This is a genomic window from Mesorhizobium sp. M2A.F.Ca.ET.043.02.1.1 (assembly GCF_003952405.1).
GTDB lineage: Bacteria > Pseudomonadota > Alphaproteobacteria > Rhizobiales > Rhizobiaceae > Mesorhizobium.
In genome coordinates this window covers 60,463-75,317 of sequence record NZ_CP034445.1, presented here as the reverse complement: position 1 = coordinate 75,317, position 14,855 = coordinate 60,463, and the positions used below count along the sequence as shown (strand labels likewise).

Annotated in this window: 14 protein-coding genes; 4 read left to right on the top strand and 10 right to left on the bottom strand. The window is 63.9% G+C overall.

The window, feature by feature from the left end:
- Nucleotides 1-16: 16 nt before the first annotated feature.
- The 6 genes from uvrA to EJ068_RS00340 form a co-directional block, all read right to left on the bottom strand.
- Complete coding sequence (gene uvrA / locus EJ068_RS00365) at nt 17-2,938, bottom strand: excinuclease ABC subunit UvrA (protein ID WP_127249462.1); 2,922 nt, start codon at nt 2,936-2,938, stop codon at nt 17-19.
- A gap of 794 nt (nt 2,939-3,732) precedes the next feature.
- Nucleotides 3,733-4,014 (bottom strand): hypothetical protein, encoded by a 282-nt coding sequence (locus EJ068_RS00360; protein ID WP_126082571.1) that lies wholly within the window; start codon nt 4,012-4,014, stop codon nt 3,733-3,735.
- A gap of 76 nt (nt 4,015-4,090) precedes the next feature.
- Complete coding sequence (locus EJ068_RS00355; RefSeq protein WP_126082572.1) at nt 4,091-4,693, bottom strand: ATP-dependent Clp protease proteolytic subunit; 603 nt, start codon at nt 4,691-4,693, stop codon at nt 4,091-4,093.
- 16 nt (nt 4,694-4,709) lie between these two features.
- On the bottom strand, nt 4,710-5,186 hold the full coding sequence (locus EJ068_RS00350; protein WP_126082573.1) for an SRPBCC domain-containing protein: 477 nt from the start codon (nt 5,184-5,186) through the stop codon (nt 4,710-4,712).
- Nucleotides 5,183-5,497 (bottom strand): metalloregulator ArsR/SmtB family transcription factor, encoded by a 315-nt coding sequence (locus EJ068_RS00345; protein WP_126082574.1) that lies wholly within the window; start codon nt 5,495-5,497, stop codon nt 5,183-5,185. Before EJ068_RS00345 ends, EJ068_RS00350 begins: the two co-directional genes overlap by 4 nt.
- A 45-nt stretch (nt 5,498-5,542) precedes the next feature.
- Complete coding sequence (locus EJ068_RS00340; protein ID WP_245456450.1) at nt 5,543-5,923, bottom strand: cupin domain-containing protein; 381 nt, start codon at nt 5,921-5,923, stop codon at nt 5,543-5,545.
- A gap of 196 nt (nt 5,924-6,119) precedes the next feature.
- On the opposite strand from EJ068_RS00340, the gene EJ068_RS00335 reads away from it, so the two are divergent.
- The gene (locus tag EJ068_RS00335) at nt 6,120-6,638 is read left to right on the top strand and encodes a single-stranded DNA-binding protein (protein WP_126082575.1); all 519 of its coding nucleotides are present in this window, start codon (nt 6,120-6,122) and stop codon (nt 6,636-6,638) included.
- Between the two features lie 262 nt (nt 6,639-6,900).
- The gene (locus tag EJ068_RS00325; RefSeq protein WP_128315354.1) at nt 6,901-7,326 is read left to right on the top strand and encodes an OsmC family protein; all 426 of its coding nucleotides are present in this window, start codon (nt 6,901-6,903) and stop codon (nt 7,324-7,326) included.
- Between the two features lie 100 nt (nt 7,327-7,426).
- On the opposite strand, the gene EJ068_RS00320 is transcribed toward EJ068_RS00325, so the two are convergent.
- Entirely contained in the window at nt 7,427-8,056 is a 630-nt protein-coding gene (locus EJ068_RS00320; RefSeq protein ID WP_126082577.1) for a MarC family protein, read from the bottom strand.
- A 163-nt stretch (nt 8,057-8,219) separates the two neighbouring features.
- Entirely contained in the window at nt 8,220-8,750 is a 531-nt protein-coding gene (locus EJ068_RS00315; protein ID WP_126082578.1) for a hypothetical protein, read from the bottom strand.
- Nucleotides 8,751-8,834: 84 nt separating this feature from the next.
- Between EJ068_RS00315 and EJ068_RS00310 the strand changes: the two genes are divergently transcribed.
- A complete protein-coding gene (locus EJ068_RS00310; RefSeq protein WP_127249459.1) occupies nt 8,835-9,659 on the top strand; it encodes an AraC family transcriptional regulator in 825 nt (274 codons plus the stop codon).
- A 30-nt stretch (nt 9,660-9,689) separates the two neighbouring features.
- Here EJ068_RS00310 and EJ068_RS00305 read toward each other — a convergent pair whose 3' ends face one another.
- Nucleotides 9,690-11,369, bottom strand: coding sequence for a SulP family inorganic anion transporter (locus tag EJ068_RS00305; protein WP_245463305.1), 1,680 nt, complete (start codon nt 11,367-11,369; stop codon nt 9,690-9,692).
- 224 nt (nt 11,370-11,593) lie between these two features.
- On the opposite strand from EJ068_RS00305, the gene gyrA reads away from it, so the two are divergent.
- Nucleotides 11,594-14,371 carry a DNA gyrase subunit A gene (gyrA, locus tag EJ068_RS00300; RefSeq protein ID WP_127249458.1) on the top strand — a complete coding sequence of 926 codons (2,778 nt, stop codon included), beginning with the start codon at nt 11,594-11,596 and terminating at the stop codon, nt 14,369-14,371.
- Between the two features lie 60 nt (nt 14,372-14,431).
- On the opposite strand, the gene EJ068_RS00295 is transcribed toward gyrA, so the two are convergent.
- Entirely contained in the window at nt 14,432-14,587 is a 156-nt protein-coding gene (locus EJ068_RS00295) for a hypothetical protein (RefSeq protein WP_127249457.1), read from the bottom strand.
- Between the last annotated feature and the right edge of the window lie 268 nt (nt 14,588-14,855).

Sequence of the window (14,855 nt, the reverse complement as noted above, 5' to 3'; positions counted from 1 at the left end):
AGGCCGTTACCTGCCATCACTCCGCCGCTTCGCGTTTACCCCCAGGCCGCCGCTCCAGAAGCTCCTTCAGGAACTTGCCGGTGTAGCTGCGCTTCTCGCGCACGATCGCTTCGGGCGTGCCTGATGCCACAAGCTCGCCGCCGCCGTCGCCGCCCTCGGGACCGAGGTCGAGCACCCAGTCGGCGGTCTTGATCACCTCGAGATTGTGCTCGATCACCACCACCGTGTTGCCCTGGTCGACAAGCTCGTGCAGCACTTCGAGCAGCTTGGCGACGTCGTGGAAGTGCAGGCCGGTGGTCGGCTCGTCGAGGATATAGAGCGTCTTGCCGGTCGCCTTGCGCGACAGCTCCTTGGCGAGTTTGATGCGCTGCGCCTCGCCGCCCGACAGCGTCGTCGCCTGCTGGCCGATATGGATATAGCCGAGGCCGACCTGGTTCAGCGTCACCAGCTTGTCGCGCACGCCTGGCACCGCCGAGAAGAACTCGACGCCTTCCTCGACCGTCATGTCGAGCACGTCGGCGATCGACTTGCCCTTGAACAGCACGTCGAGCGTCTCGCGGTTGTAGCGCTTGCCGTGGCAGACGTCGCAGGTGACGTAGACATCGGGCAGAAAGTGCATCTCGATCTTGATGACGCCGTCGCCCTGGCAGGCCTCGCAGCGGCCGCCCTTGACGTTGAAGGAGAAGCGCCCCGGCTGGTAGCCGCGCGCCTTGGCTTCGGGGAGTCCGGCGAACCAGTCGCGGATCGGCGTGAAAGCGCCGGTATAGGTCGCCGGGTTGGAGCGCGGCGTGCGGCCGATCGGCGACTGGTCGATGTCGATGACCTTGTCGAGGAATTCCAGCCCCTCGATGCGGTCGTGCTCGGCCGGATGCTCGCGCGAGCCCATGATGCGGCGCGAGGCCGCCTTGAACAGCGTCTCGATCAGGAAGGTCGACTTGCCGCCGCCCGACACGCCGGTGACCGCGGTGAAGGTGCCGAGCGGGATTTCGGCCGTGACGTTCTTCAGATTGTTGCCGCGCGCGCCGACCACCTTGATGCGCCGGTTCTTCTTGGCTTCGCGGCGCACCGCGGGCGTCGCCACTTCGAGCTCGCCGGACAGGTACTTGCCGGTGATCGAGGCGGGCGTCGCCATGATCTGCTGCGGCGTGCCTTGCGCGATGATGCGGCCGCCGTGGATGCCGGCGGCCGGGCCGATGTCGACGACATAGTCGGCATGCAGGATGGCGTCCTCGTCATGCTCGACGACGATCACCGTGTTGCCGATATCGCGCAGGTGCTTCAGCGTGTCGAGCAGACGCGCATTGTCGCGCTGGTGCAGGCCGATCGACGGCTCGTCCAGCACATAGAGCACGCCGGTGAGGCCTGAGCCGATCTGCGAGGCCAGCCGGATGCGCTGGCTTTCGCCGCCGGACAACGTGCCGGAGTTGCGCGACAGCGTCAGATAGTCGAGGCCGACATCGTTCAAGAAGCGCAGCCGCTCGCGGATCTCCTTGAGCACGCGCACCGCGATCTCGTTCTGCTTGTCGTTGAGCTGCGCCGGCAGGTCGGTGAACCACTGGTCGGCCTTGCGGATCGACAGCTCGGTCACTTCGCCGATGTGCTTGCCGCCGATCTTCACCGCCAGCGCCTCCGGCTTCAGCCTGTAGCCGTTGCAGGCGGGGCAGGGCGTGGCCGACATGAAGCGCTCGATCTCCTCGCGCATCCAGGCCGATTCCGTTTCCTTCCAGCGCCGGTCGAGATTGGGGATCACGCCCTCGAAGGTCTTGGTGGTCTTGTAGGAGCGCAGGCCGTCATCATACTGGAAGGTGATCTCGCGCTCGCCGGTGCCATGCAGCACGGCTTCTTTTGCCTGGGCGCTCAGATCCTTGAACTTGTCGCCGAGCTTGAAGCCATAGGCCTTGCCCAGCGCTTCAAGCGTCTGCGCGTAATAGGGCGAGGTCGACTTCGCCCACGGGCTGATGGCGCCGTCGCGCAGCGAGACGTTCTCGTCCGGCACGACGAGGTTGGGATCGATGGCGCGCTGGCTGCCGAGGCCGTCGCAGGTCGGGCAGGCGCCGAACGGGTTGTTGAAGGAGAACAGCCTCGGTTCGATCTCGGGAATGGTGAAGCCGGACACCGGGCAGGCGAATTTTTCCGAGAACAGGATGCGCTCATGCGTCTCGTTCTTCGACTTGTTGACCGAGTCCTCGCCGGTCAGGCTGGAGTCGAGCGGCCGGTCGGCGAACTCGGCCACAGCAAGGCCGTCGGCGAGCTTCAGCGCCGTCTCCATCGAATCCGCGAGCCTGGTGGCCAGGTCCCCGCGCACGACGATGCGGTCGACGACGACGTCGATGTCGTGCTTGTACTTCTTGTCCAGCGCCGGCACGTCGGCGATCTCGTAGAAGGTGCCGTCGACCTTGACGCGCTGGAAACCCTTCTTCTGCAGCTCGAGCAGTTCCTTGCGGTATTCGCCCTTGCGGCCGCGCACGATCGGCGCGAGCAGATAGAGGCGGGTGCCTTCGTCCAGCGCCAGCACGCGGTCGACCATCTGGCTGACCGTCTGGCTCTCGATCGGCAGGCCGGTGGCGGGCGAATAGGGGATGCCGACGCGCGCGAAAAGCAGGCGCATATAGTCGTAGATCTCAGTGACGGTGCCAACCGTCGAGCGCGGGTTGCGCGAGGTGGTCTTCTGCTCGATCGAGATGGCGGGCGACAGGCCGTCGATCTGGTCGACATCCGGCTTCTGCATCATCTCTAGGAACTGCCGGGCATAGGCCGACAGGCTTTCGACGTAGCGGCGCTGGCCCTCGGCATAGATGGTGTCGAAAGCGAGCGACGACTTGCCGGAGCCCGACAGTCCAGTCATGACGATCAGGCTGTCGCGCGGCAGGTCGAGATCGACGTTCTTGAGATTGTGTTCGCGCGCCCCGCGAATGGAAAGATATTTATGGTCGGCCATCGCCGGTCGCCGCCTCAGATCTGGAATTTGCTGGATTGGGCGGGTTTGTCCCGGCCATCCCCTATGTAGGTATTTTTGCCGCCACGTCGAGAGACGCCACAATCTCGACGGAACAAGCCGATTATGGGTTTAACCGCCTTTCGCGCGAGCGGGCAAGCGGAAAGAACAAAGGCCGAACACGCTCCTGACAAAGCGTTGTGGAAACATTCGCGTCATGCGCTGTGCAAACAGTTGCTCGAAGCCTCGTGAAGACAAGTGTCGCCGATGCCCGCCTCGTCGATCCACGAGCCACTCGGCTTACCCGCACGTAACCTCCCGGCGATCACATTTTTCGGTAACCGGCTATTCAACGGTTGACGACGGCGACTCACGGGGGCAGTCTCAAAGGCGTCAACGAAGTCGGCTGTCTTTCGATGGCCTCGCCGCCCAACAGGCGGCCTGCGAGACGCCGCAGGCGATAGCGATTAGCGCTTCGAACGACATTGTCGCAACGGACCCAGGAGCGGAGCATGACGCCACCGGACAGTCCCTTGAGGCTCCACACGGAGATGGAGCCGCGGCGGGCATAAGTGCCAGGGCAGACTTGAAACGCCGGCCCGACAAACCGTGACTTGCCGATTCCCTACAATCAGAGACCATAGTCGGATCGTCGGCTGAACGCCGCGTTGCATCCGAAACAGAACGCCGGCAGTCCACTCCCGGCCAAAGTTGGATTTCAGATCCATGAAGCCCCATCCGTCTGCACAGCAGGGATGGGGCTTACATTTTGTGGGGCGCTCAACCCGCGACCGCGATCAGTGGTTCGGTAGCTTCATGCCGCCCGTTGCCATGTCGATCGTTATGCTGCCGCCGATCCTGACATCGGTGTTGCCGATCTTGAACGAGCCGTCGCTGCCGGCGGGCTGCGCGTCATCGGGTTCCGGCTGCGGCGCCGGTTTGGCGATGCGATAGTCGCCGCTGACGCCGGGCAGTTTCTGCGACTGGCTGTCGTCGGCCAGTGCGGTGCCGGCCATCAAGGCGCCGGCAAGAGCGGCGAGGGCGGCGCATAAATGTCTGGACTGAACGGACCTGATCATGCGCGGACTATAGGGACGCGGCTGAAGCGATGCCAGACGCGCGGCGATCAAATTGCCGCGCGCCTACTCCGCTATATCAGGCCGCTTTCTTGCGCGTGTCATACACGTGGTCGACGAGGCCCCAGTCCTTCGCTTCCGCGGCGCTCATGAAGTAGTCGCGGTCGAGCGTGCGCTCCACTTCCTCGTAGGTGCGGCCGCAATGCCTGGCGTAGAGCTCCGTCATATGCTGCTTGGTGCGCACGATGTCCTCGGCGTGGCGCTGGATGTCGGAAGCCTGGCCCTGGAAACCGCCAAGCGGCTGATGCAGGACGATCCTGGTGTTGGGCAGCGCGATGCGGCGTCCCGGGGAGCCCGCCATCAGGAGAAACGAGCCCATCGAGGCGGCGAAGCCCATGCAGACCGTCGACACCGGACAGGAGATGTATTGCATCGTGTCGTAGATGGCGAAGCCGCTGGTCACCATGCCGCCGGGCGAGTTGATGTAGAGCGAGATCTCCTTGTCGGGATTGTCGGATTCCAGCGACAGCAGCTGGGCACAGACCAGCGCCGAGACATTGTCGTTGATCTCGCCATTGATGAAGACGATGCGCTCGCGCAGCAACCGCGAAAAGATATCGAAGGAACGTTCGCCGCGGCTCGACTGCTCGATGACCATCGGCACCAGATTGGCAATGCTCATGACGGGTTTCCTCTTATCAGGCCGCGCGCAGCATCATGCAGGGCGCATTGGCCGCGGTCGGGGTCTTGCGCGCATAAAGCGAGAGCCCGCAGCCGGCGCCGGCAATGGCCAGAACAGGCTCAGCCACCGGCACGAAGCCATCATGCACGATCCGAAGATGCGTGCCTCCGGAGGCTGTCCGGGCCAGCGTGAAGGTGACGATGCTGTCAAAGGCAGGAAGCTGGTCGGCATCCTTGTCGGCCGGCCGCTCGCGCCAGGAATAGCGCAGCAGCCGGCCAGGCTCGGCTTCCAGCACCTCGCATTCGATCGGCGCATCCGGTCCGGCAAAGGTGAAGCAGCTGCCAGCTTCCGCCTTGATGTCGTTCGGCATCATCCAGGCGGCCAGCAGTTCCGGCTCGGTCAGCGCCCGCCAGACCTTTTCCGGCGGATCGGCAAGCTCGCATTCGAAGCTGAGCGGGGCCTCTGCCGCTGTCGGATTCTCTGCCTTGGTCATTGGTCCATTCCCTTCAGAACCGTCTTCAACTTCTCGATGCCTTCCGGCCAGAAGGCGCGGTAGCGTTCGATCCAGCCGAGCAGCGGGTCGAGCCCCTGCGGATCGGCGCGGTAGTAGGCGTTGCGGCCAGCGCGCCGCTCGACCACCAGGCCGGCGCCGCGCAGAATGGCGAGATGCTGCGAGACCGCCGGCTGCGACACGCTCATGCCGGCGCGCAGCTCGGTCACTGTCATCTCGCTGGCGGTCAGCCGCTCATAGACGGCGCGACGGGTGGGGTCGGCGAGCGCCCGGAAAATCTCTGCTTCGATCATGCGGAAAGCATAAGTCGATACTTATAGATTTGGCAAGCGCTGTTTTTATGATGTCCAGCGCTTCACCGGATTCGCGGCTCCGTCGAAGCTTGCTTCGAAGATCGGCGATGCGAGCACGGCATGGATGTGGAGCATGCCGGACCCAATGTTGCGAAAGCCATGCCTGCGATGCGCCGGGATGATCAGCGACTGCCCCGCAGTCAGTACTGCTCGCCTGTCTTCGATCCACATTTCGGCCTCGCCGGCAATCACTGTCAGCACTTCCTCCACCGAATGCGAATGGGTCGGCGCCCCGGTTGCCGGTTCGACCCACTGTTCGAATATGCAAAGCTCGGCCGCGCCGTTGGCGGCGGCAACACGCATCCGCGTCTCCACTCCGGTCCGCCAAAGTTCGCGCGGCTGATCCTCATGTGTCAGGGTGTTCATTCGGAGATATCCCCTTTCGTTTCCCACACCAGGACACTACCTCTTGCTGACATTCCTTGACAGAAGCATCGGTTATGCTAGAACGAAAGAGGAACAAAAACCTTGTGGGAAAAGCCAGCCTTTACGGGCGTGGGCGGCCCTGAGGCTGTAAGGTGAGCGACTTAAAATTTGTTTCGGATGAGCGCGGAGAAGTACGATGGCGGGTAGCGTCAACAAGGTCATTCTGGTCGGCAATCTCGGGGCGGACCCTGAAATCCGCCGCCTGAATTCCGGCGATCCGGTCGTCAACATCCGCATCGCCACCTCGGAAAGCTGGCGCGACAAGAATTCGGGCGAGCGCAAGGAAAAGACCGAGTGGCATAATGTCGTCATCTTCAACGACCAGCTCGCCAAGGTGGCCGAGCAGTATCTGAAGAAGGGCATGAAGGTCTATGTCGAGGGCCAGCTGCAGACCCGCAAATGGCAGGACCAGACCGGCAATGACCGCTACACGACCGAGGTGGTGCTGCAGAAATTCCGTGGCGAGCTGCAGATGCTCGACGCGCGCGGCGAGGGCGGTAGCGGCCAGGTCGGTAACTATTCAGGCGGCAGCAGCCGTGGTTCCGATTTCGGCCAGTCGGGCCCGAACGAAGGTTTCAGCCGCGGTGGCGGCGGTTCCAGGGGCGGCGGTGGCGGCGGCGCGTCGCGGGAGCTGGATGACGAGATCCCGTTCTAAGCGTCTCGACATGGTCGTTTAGAGGAAGGCGATGTCGCTCGGACCGCTTCCGTCGGCGCCGCCTCCAATCCCATGGCATGCCTTCGCGGCCTTTGCCGCTTTAGCCATCCATCCTTCGCCGGCAGTAACCTTCATAGAGCGGGACACTTGTGAGGGCTTCGGCCGGCGTAGGCCGGTTCTCGGAACCCGCCATTTTCTGCGCGGCCTGACCTGAATCTCAACAGGCCTTAGCGCGGACCGGAATTTCTCAAGGAAGACCACCGTGAAAGCACGCGTCAAATGGGTCGAGGAACGCACCTTTGTCGGCGAATCCGGCAGCGGGCATAAGGTCGTGCTGGGCACGGCGCATGGGCCGGATGGGAAGACGCCTGGGCCGAGCCCGATGGAACTGGTGCTGATCGGCGCCGGCGGCTGCTCGGCCTATGACGTCGTGCATATCCTGGAGAAAGGCCGCGAGGCGGTCGAGGATTGCGTGGTGGAGCTCGACGCCGACCGGGCCGAGACCGACCCGAAAGTGTTCACCCGCATCCATATGCATTTCATCGTCAAGGGCCGCGCGCTCTCGCATGACAAGGTGAAACGGGCGATCGACCTGTCGATCGAGAAATACTGCTCGGCCAGCGCGATGATGGCGAAGACGGCGACGATCACGCATGATTTCGAGGTGGTCGAGACGGGGGCGCAGTAGGGCAGTAGGGCAGTAGGGCAGTAGGGCAGTAGGGCAGTAGGGCAGTAGGGCAGTAGGGCAGTAGGGCAGTAGGGCAGTAGGTGGGCTGCTTCGCAGCCTCTTAGGCTGCCATGAGCGCCCTGACGCCGTCGGCCACGAACTGGACCGCCAAGGCCGCCAGGATCACGCCGAGCAACCTGGTCAGAATCGAGCGGCCGGTCTGGCCGAGGATGCGGTCGATGCGTTCCGACAGCACAAACACCAGATAGGTGATGACGAGGCAGAGGAAGATGATGCCGACCAGGGCTGCCTGCGCGGCAAAGCCTTCGAAATGTCCCGACAACAGCACGGTCGCCGAGATCGCGCCAGGGCCGGCGATCAGCGGGATCGCCAGCGGGAAGGCGGCGATGTTGTGGATCATGTCCTTGGTGATGGCGACGTCGCCGATCTTCTCCTTGCGGTCCTGGCGGCGCTCGAACACCATTTCGAAGGCGATGAAGAACAAGAGAAAGCCGCCGGCGACGCGGAAGGCCGGCAGCGTGATGCCGAACACCGACAGGATCGAGGCGCCGGCAACCGCGAACAGCGCCATGACCAGAAAGCCGATCACCGAGGCGCGCACCGAGACCTGTTGGCGCTCCTCTCGGTTCATGCCGCGCGTCACGGCGAGGAAGAGCGGCGCCAGCCCCGGCGGGTCGATGGTCACCAGTATGGTGACGAAGGCGTTGAACAGGCTGTCGAAACTCGGCATCGCTGGCCCCTCCCGCCAGGCGAAGCCCAGCCTCTGCAATTGGTAAAGCAAAGCCCAGGCGCTGGAAACAGGCGGGAAGATGGTTTCGCGAACCTGGTGAAGCCCGGCGGCGCAAAGGATGGCTACGGCTCTTGTTTTGTGCCGCTGCGATCTTCGGTAGTCATCAGCTCTCACCCACCCGCCGGGCCAAAAACTCCACCTCCATGCGCCAGGTCGCGCCGCCGTCATGCGAGCGCTCGCCCAGCCAGCGGAACGAGTTTTCGGTAATGCGCGAAAAGCTCCAGCGTACCGACGCGCCGGTTCCGTCGGCGCCGACCTGGACGATCGTGTCGCCCTCGGCGCTGCCGAGCTGCCGGCTGTAGTACTGATTGCGCGGGTCGCTCCAGAAGATGTGCCAGGCGTCGGCGCCGGGATCGTAGACGCGCAATGTCGTGCCGTAGAAGGTCCACGGTCCGAGCGACGGGGAGGGACCCGCGTCGCGGGCGGGCAGTATCCAGACGTCCTGCAAGGCCCTGCCTTCCAGAACCCAGCCGAAATGCACCTCGCCGCGACCGGTGAGCTTTGTGCCGTCCTCTAGAATGCGCGTGGCATCGAATGTCCAGGCGCCGATGAAGCGGCCGTAGAGCTTCAGCTTTTCGGCGAGATCCGGAATGGGGTCGTCGCTGTGCAAGGCTTCGGCAAAGGGATTAGTCATGGTTGCTGCCTCGTTTGTCAGGAGAGGGCAAGCAATAGGGGCAGGCGGGGTTCGCCGCTTGGGAAAAATTGCTATCGTTCGGGCATGACAACAGCGCAGAGAACTCTGGCTTCCGGATCAGGCTGGCAGGTGTCCGACGTGGTGTGTACCGCCGCCGCGGGCGACAGGCCGTTCGAGGAAGGACATCGCGGCTTCTGCGTCGCCGCGGTGGCCAGCGGCACGTTCCGCTACCGCACGCGCCAGGGCACGGCGATGCTGGCGCCGGGTGCCATCCTGCTCGGAAATCCCGGCGCCTGCTATGAATGCGGGCATGAGCACGGCGCCGGTGACCGCTGCCTTTCCTTCCATTTTTCGCCAGCCTATCTGGAGCGCGTCGTGGCCGAACTGCCGGGCGCGAAGCGGCTGGGCTTCGCCGATCCGCGCCTGCCGCCCTTGCCGGCGCTCGCGCCTTTGCTGGCCGAGGCGGAGGCTGCGCGCGAAAGGAGCGACAACGAGGCGTTCGAGGAACTCGGCCTACGCCTTGCCGGCGCGGTGGTCGCGGCTGCCGCCGGTTCTTTCAGAACGGCGCGGACACCAAGCCGCCGCGATCAGAAACGCGTTGCCGAAGCGGTGCGGCTGATCGAGCTCAATGCCGAGCGGCCGCTCTCGCTGGCCGAGCTCGCCGGCGCCACGGCGACGAGCCCGTATCATTTCCTACGCATCTTCCGGCATGTGGCCGGCATGACGCCCTATCAGTTCCTGCTCAGGACAAGGCTGCATCGGGCCGCCGTGCGGCTGCGCAACTCGGACGCGACGATCTCGACAATCGCCTTCGACACAGGCTTCAACGATCTGTCGAGCTTCAACCGTCGGTTTCGGCGCGAGATGGGAGAGGCGCCGGGCGCCTATCGCGCCCGGCGCGTTGGCTGAAAAAGCCTGCCGCTGCCCGTCGGGGGTCGTTCATGGCATGCTATCCTGTTCCTTGAGCTGCGGTTTCCCCGGACCAAGTGATTTGATCGCCGCGTCGACGCAGTGGAAAATGCGCTCAGCGCCGACGATGTCGGCGATGCCGAACCGCTTGAGCGCCGCTTGGGCGCGCAGCGATTCCATGCGCGCGATAGCAAAGACCGCACCTTTGTCGCGACAATGGCGGATGGTGTCGATCAGCGCCTGAGCGGCGGTATAGTCGATCTCGACGATGTTGCTGGCCTCCAGAACCACCAGCTTCACGCCCTCGCTCCTGGCGTCGATCAGGTCGCTCAGACCGCGCTTGAAACGGTCGGCATTGACGAAGGAAAGCGGCGCCTGGAACGCCACCACCAGCACGCCGGGGTGCCGATCGCCCGGGCTGGAACCGCTCGGCGGCCACCAGACCGACGTGCCCGGTACCTGCGCCAGCTCGATCGGCTCGGTGCGCGTCGAGCCCCAGATGCCGTGCAGCAGCGACAGACCGATGCCGATCGCGACCCCGGTTTCGATAGGCAGGACGACGATGGCGATCATGGTGATCAGGATCAGCGCGAACTCGCCGAGCGCCTGGCGATATACGTTAACGGCGATCCTCCAGCGCAGGATATGCTGGGCCACGAACATCAGCACGCCGGCAAGGGCCGCTTGCGGCACGTTGGCCAGCAGGCTGCCGCCGAAAGCGCCGAGCCCCAGCACGATAGCCGCCGCGATCAGGCCCGACAGCTGCGAGCGGCCGCCGGTCTGGGCGACGATGGCCGTGCGCGGCGGGCTGGCGTTGACGGCAAAGGCGCCGAACAGGGCGGCCACGATGCTGCCCGCGCCGACGCCGACAAAGTCGCGATTGACGTCTGGCGCTTCGCCGTTTTGGGAAGCAAACGAGCGGCTCGTGGCCGCTGTCTGCACCATGACGACGATGGCGATCAGCAACGCCAGCGGGACAAGAGCCTGTGCGTCGTGGAAGTGGACGGTCGGCATGCCGAGAGGAGGCAACCCGTTCGGCAAGGCGCCGAGCACCTCGACGCCACGGTTCCTCAAATCGAAGGAGACGACGCCAAGCGTCGCCAGGACCATGCCGATCAACGCCGCCGGGATCCGCGCGCTGACCTGTCCGGCGGCGAAGACGATGGCGAAGACACCGAGGCCGATTGCCAGGCTCCAGGGATTGGTGAGGTGGATATTGGCGGCTATCTCGCCGACTCGCCGCACGGTCTCGCCTCTTTCGGCCGGCAGGCCGAGCAAGGAAGGCAGTTGCGAGACGATGATATGGACCGAAATGCCGGCGAGGAAACCCGTCGTGACCGGCACGGACAGCAGATCGGCGATCCAGCCGAGACGGAAGACGCCGCTGAGCGCCACCAGCAGCCCCACCATCAGGGCCAGCATGGCCGCCAGCGCCAGGTAATGCGGCGAGCCCGAGGTGGCGATCAGCGCCAGACCGCCGGCGAACAAGGGCGTGATCGTCGAATCCGCGCCGGCCGACAGCTGGCGGTTGGCGCCGAGCAGCGCGAAGGCGACAGAGCCGGCGACGAAACTGAAAAAGCCGATCTGCGGCGCGAAACCGCCAAGGCGCGCCGTCGCCATCTGCTCGGGAATGGCGATCGCGGCCAGCGTGATGCCGGCCGCCAGATCGCCGTTGAGGTCCTTGACGCTCCAGCCGCTGAGGGCCCGCATGGGTAGCCATGAGGCCAGCTTCACAGCAGTTGCGGTTTTTGCCCGATCCATCGCCGACCTTGCCGCATGACGGCGAAAACGACGGTGGCCATATCGTCGCAATCAGCGGTATCCATTTGAAATTACCATCAAAATTGTCTCTGGAAAAGTCCGGCCGACATTGGAGTTTCGGCAAGGCTTCCTATATAAGCATGCAGTGATTCCCGACTGGATTGTGACCTGATTTGACCGACCAGAAGACACCGCGCGGGCCGGACGGCGGCCCCACCGGCATCGAGCCGATTTCGATCATCGAGGAGATGCAGCGCTCCTATCTCGATTACGCCATGAGCGTGATCGTCAGCCGCGCGCTGCCAGACGTGCGCGACGGCCTGAAGCCCGTCCATCGCCGCATCCTCTACGCCATGCAGGAAGGCGGTTACCACTGGAACCGCAAGCATGTGAAATCGTCGCGCATCGTCGGCGACGTGATGGGTAAATACCATCCGCATGGCGACGCCTCGATCTATGACGCGCTGGTTCGCATGGCGCAGGACTGGTCGCTGCGCGTGCCTCTGATCGACGGGCAGGGCAACTTCGGCTCCATCGACGCCGATCCGCCCGCGGCCATGCGCTACACCGAGTCGCGGCTCACCAAGGTCGCGCATGAACTCCTGGAGGATATCGACAAGGAAACGGTCGATTTCCAGGACAATTATGACGGCGCCGAACAAGAGCCGAAGGTGCTGCCGGCGCGCTTTCCCAACCTTCTGGTCAACGGCTCGGGCGGCATCGCCGTCGGCATGGCCACCAACATTCCGCCGCACAATCTGAGCGAAGTCTGCAACGGCGCCATCGCCCTCATCGACAACCCGGCCATCGACCTGCCGGCGCTGATGGAGATCGTGCCCGGCCCGGACTTCCCGACTGGTGGCATCGTGCTTGGCCGTTCCGGCATCTACAGCGCCTATTCCACCGGGCGCGGTTCGATCGTCATGCGCGGCCGCGTCAATATCGAATCCCGCGGCAACGACCGCGAATCCATCGTCGTCACCGAGATTCCCTATCAGGTGAACAAGGCGGCGATGATCGAGAAGATGGCGGAACTGGTGCGCGAAAAGCGCATCGACGGCATTTCCGACATTCGCGACGAAAGCGACCGCCAGGGCTACCGGGTCGTCATCGAGCTGAAGCGCGAGGCCGTCGCCGACGTCATCCTCAACCAGCTTTACCGCTTCACGCCGCTGCAGACCTCGTTCGGCGCCAACATGGTGGCGCTCAACGGCGGCAAGCCGGAGATGATGACGCTGATCGACATGCTGAAAGCCTTCGTCGCTTTCCGCGAGGAGGTGATCAGCCGCCGCACCAAATACCTGCTGCGCAAGGCGCGCGAGCGCGCGCATGTCCTTGTCGGCCTTGCGATTGCGGTCGCCAATATCGACGAGGTGATCAAGCTCATCCGCACCGCGCCCGATCCGCAGACGGCGCGCGAGCAGTTGATGGAGCGGCGCTGGCCGTCGCACGACGTCGCGCCGCTGATCAAGCTGATCGACGACCCGCGTCACCGCATCAACGAGGACGGCACATATAATCTCTCCGAGGAACAGGCGCGCGCCATCCTCGACCTGCGCCTGCAGCGCCTGACCGCGCTCGGCCGCGACGAGATCGCCGACGAGTTGAACAAGATCGGCGCCGAGATCATTGATTTCCTTGACATTCTGTCGTCGCGCGCGCGTATCCAGCAGATCGTCAAGGACGAGCTGATCGCGGTCCGCGATGAGTTCGGCACGCCGCGCCGCACCGAGCTCTCCGACGGCGGGGCGGACATGGAAGACGAGGACCTGATCCAGCGCGAGGACATGGTGGTCACCGTCAGCCATTCCGGCTACATCAAACGCGTGCCGCTGTCGCTCTACCGGGCGCAGCGCCGGGGCGGCAAAGGCCGCTCCGGCATGTCGACCAAGGAAGAGGATTTCGTCACTCGGCTGTTCGTCGCTAACACACACACGCCGGTGCTGTTCTTCTCCTCGCGCGGCATCGTCTACAAGGAAAAGGTCTGGCGGCTGCCGATCGGCAACCCGCAATCGCGCGGCAAGGCGCTGATCAACATGCTGCCGCTCGAGCAGGGCGAGCGCATCACCACGATCATGCCTCTGCCGGAGGACGAGACCAGTTGGGGGGATCTCGACGTGATGTTCGCCACCACGCGCGGCACCGTGCGCCGCAACAAGCTCAGCGACTTCGTCCAGGTCAACCGCAACGGCAAGATCGCCATGAAGCTGGAGGAAGAGGGCGACGAGATTCTCGGCGTCGAGACCTGCACCGACAATGACGACGTGCTTTTGACGGCCAATTCCGGCCAGTGCATCCGTTTCCCGGTCTCCGACGTGCGCGTCTTCCAGAGCCGCAATTCCGTCGGCGTGCGCGGCATAAGCATGGCCGAGACCGACCGCATCATCTCGATGTCGATCATCGAGCACGTCGATGCGTCACCCGCCGAGCGCGCGGCCTATCTGAAGCGCGCGGCGGCCGAGCGCCGGCTTGTCGCCGGCGAGGAAGAGGAGATCGCGCTCACCAATGAGGAGGTCGGCGAGGAAGCCGAGCTTTCCGACGAGCGTTACGAGTTCCTCAAGGCGCATGAGCAGCTTGTGCTGACGGTGACCGAATACGGCTACGGCAAGCGCTCGTCGTCCTACGACTTCCGCCTGACGGGGCGCGGCGGCAAGGGCATTCGCGCCACCGACGTTTCCAAGACGGCCGAGATCGGCCGCCTAGTCGCGACCTTCCCGGTCGGCAATGACGATCAGATCATGCTGGTTTCGGACGGCGGCACGGTGATCCGGGTGCCGGTCAACGGCATACGCTTTGCCAGCCGCGCCACCAAGGGCGTGACGATCTTCAATACGGCCGAAGGCGAGAAGGTCGTGTCGGTGGAGCGGATTTCGGAGCCGCAGTCGGACGAAGAGGCGGAAGACGTGGCTTCGAGCGAGGCTGGTGCGGACGATACGGGCGGGAGCGAATAGATTTCGTCCGGCTCAACCGGCCCGTTGGACCGTTGGGCCGGTTCGATCATGACGGGGATATCAGTGGCGACGGTAGACGTTGTTGCGGTAGGCGAAACCATCGAGGCGCTTGGTGTTGGCCTTGACGCGCACCCGCGCTGCTTCCTGATGCAACCCGAAGGCGGTCGCGATGAGCATCACGATGGTCATTGCTGTGGCAAGCATGTAGATCAGCATTTGCGTGTTCTCCTGGGCTTACAACGATGAGATGGAGATTTTGTTTCGTCCATTGAAGCGGCAACCTAGTGAACGCTGCGTGAAACGTTCGTGATCCTCGCATTCATCTGTCGTTCATCGGGGTGAAAAGGTTCATGGCGGGAACTGTCGGATTTGCCTTTGTTTGAGAGGGTCGCTAAAGCGTTTCGCCGAAAACGGCGAACCGCTCTATCTTTCTCGTTTGCGCAATTCCAGACGGAAAACCGCTCACACTTTTCCTGGAATTGCT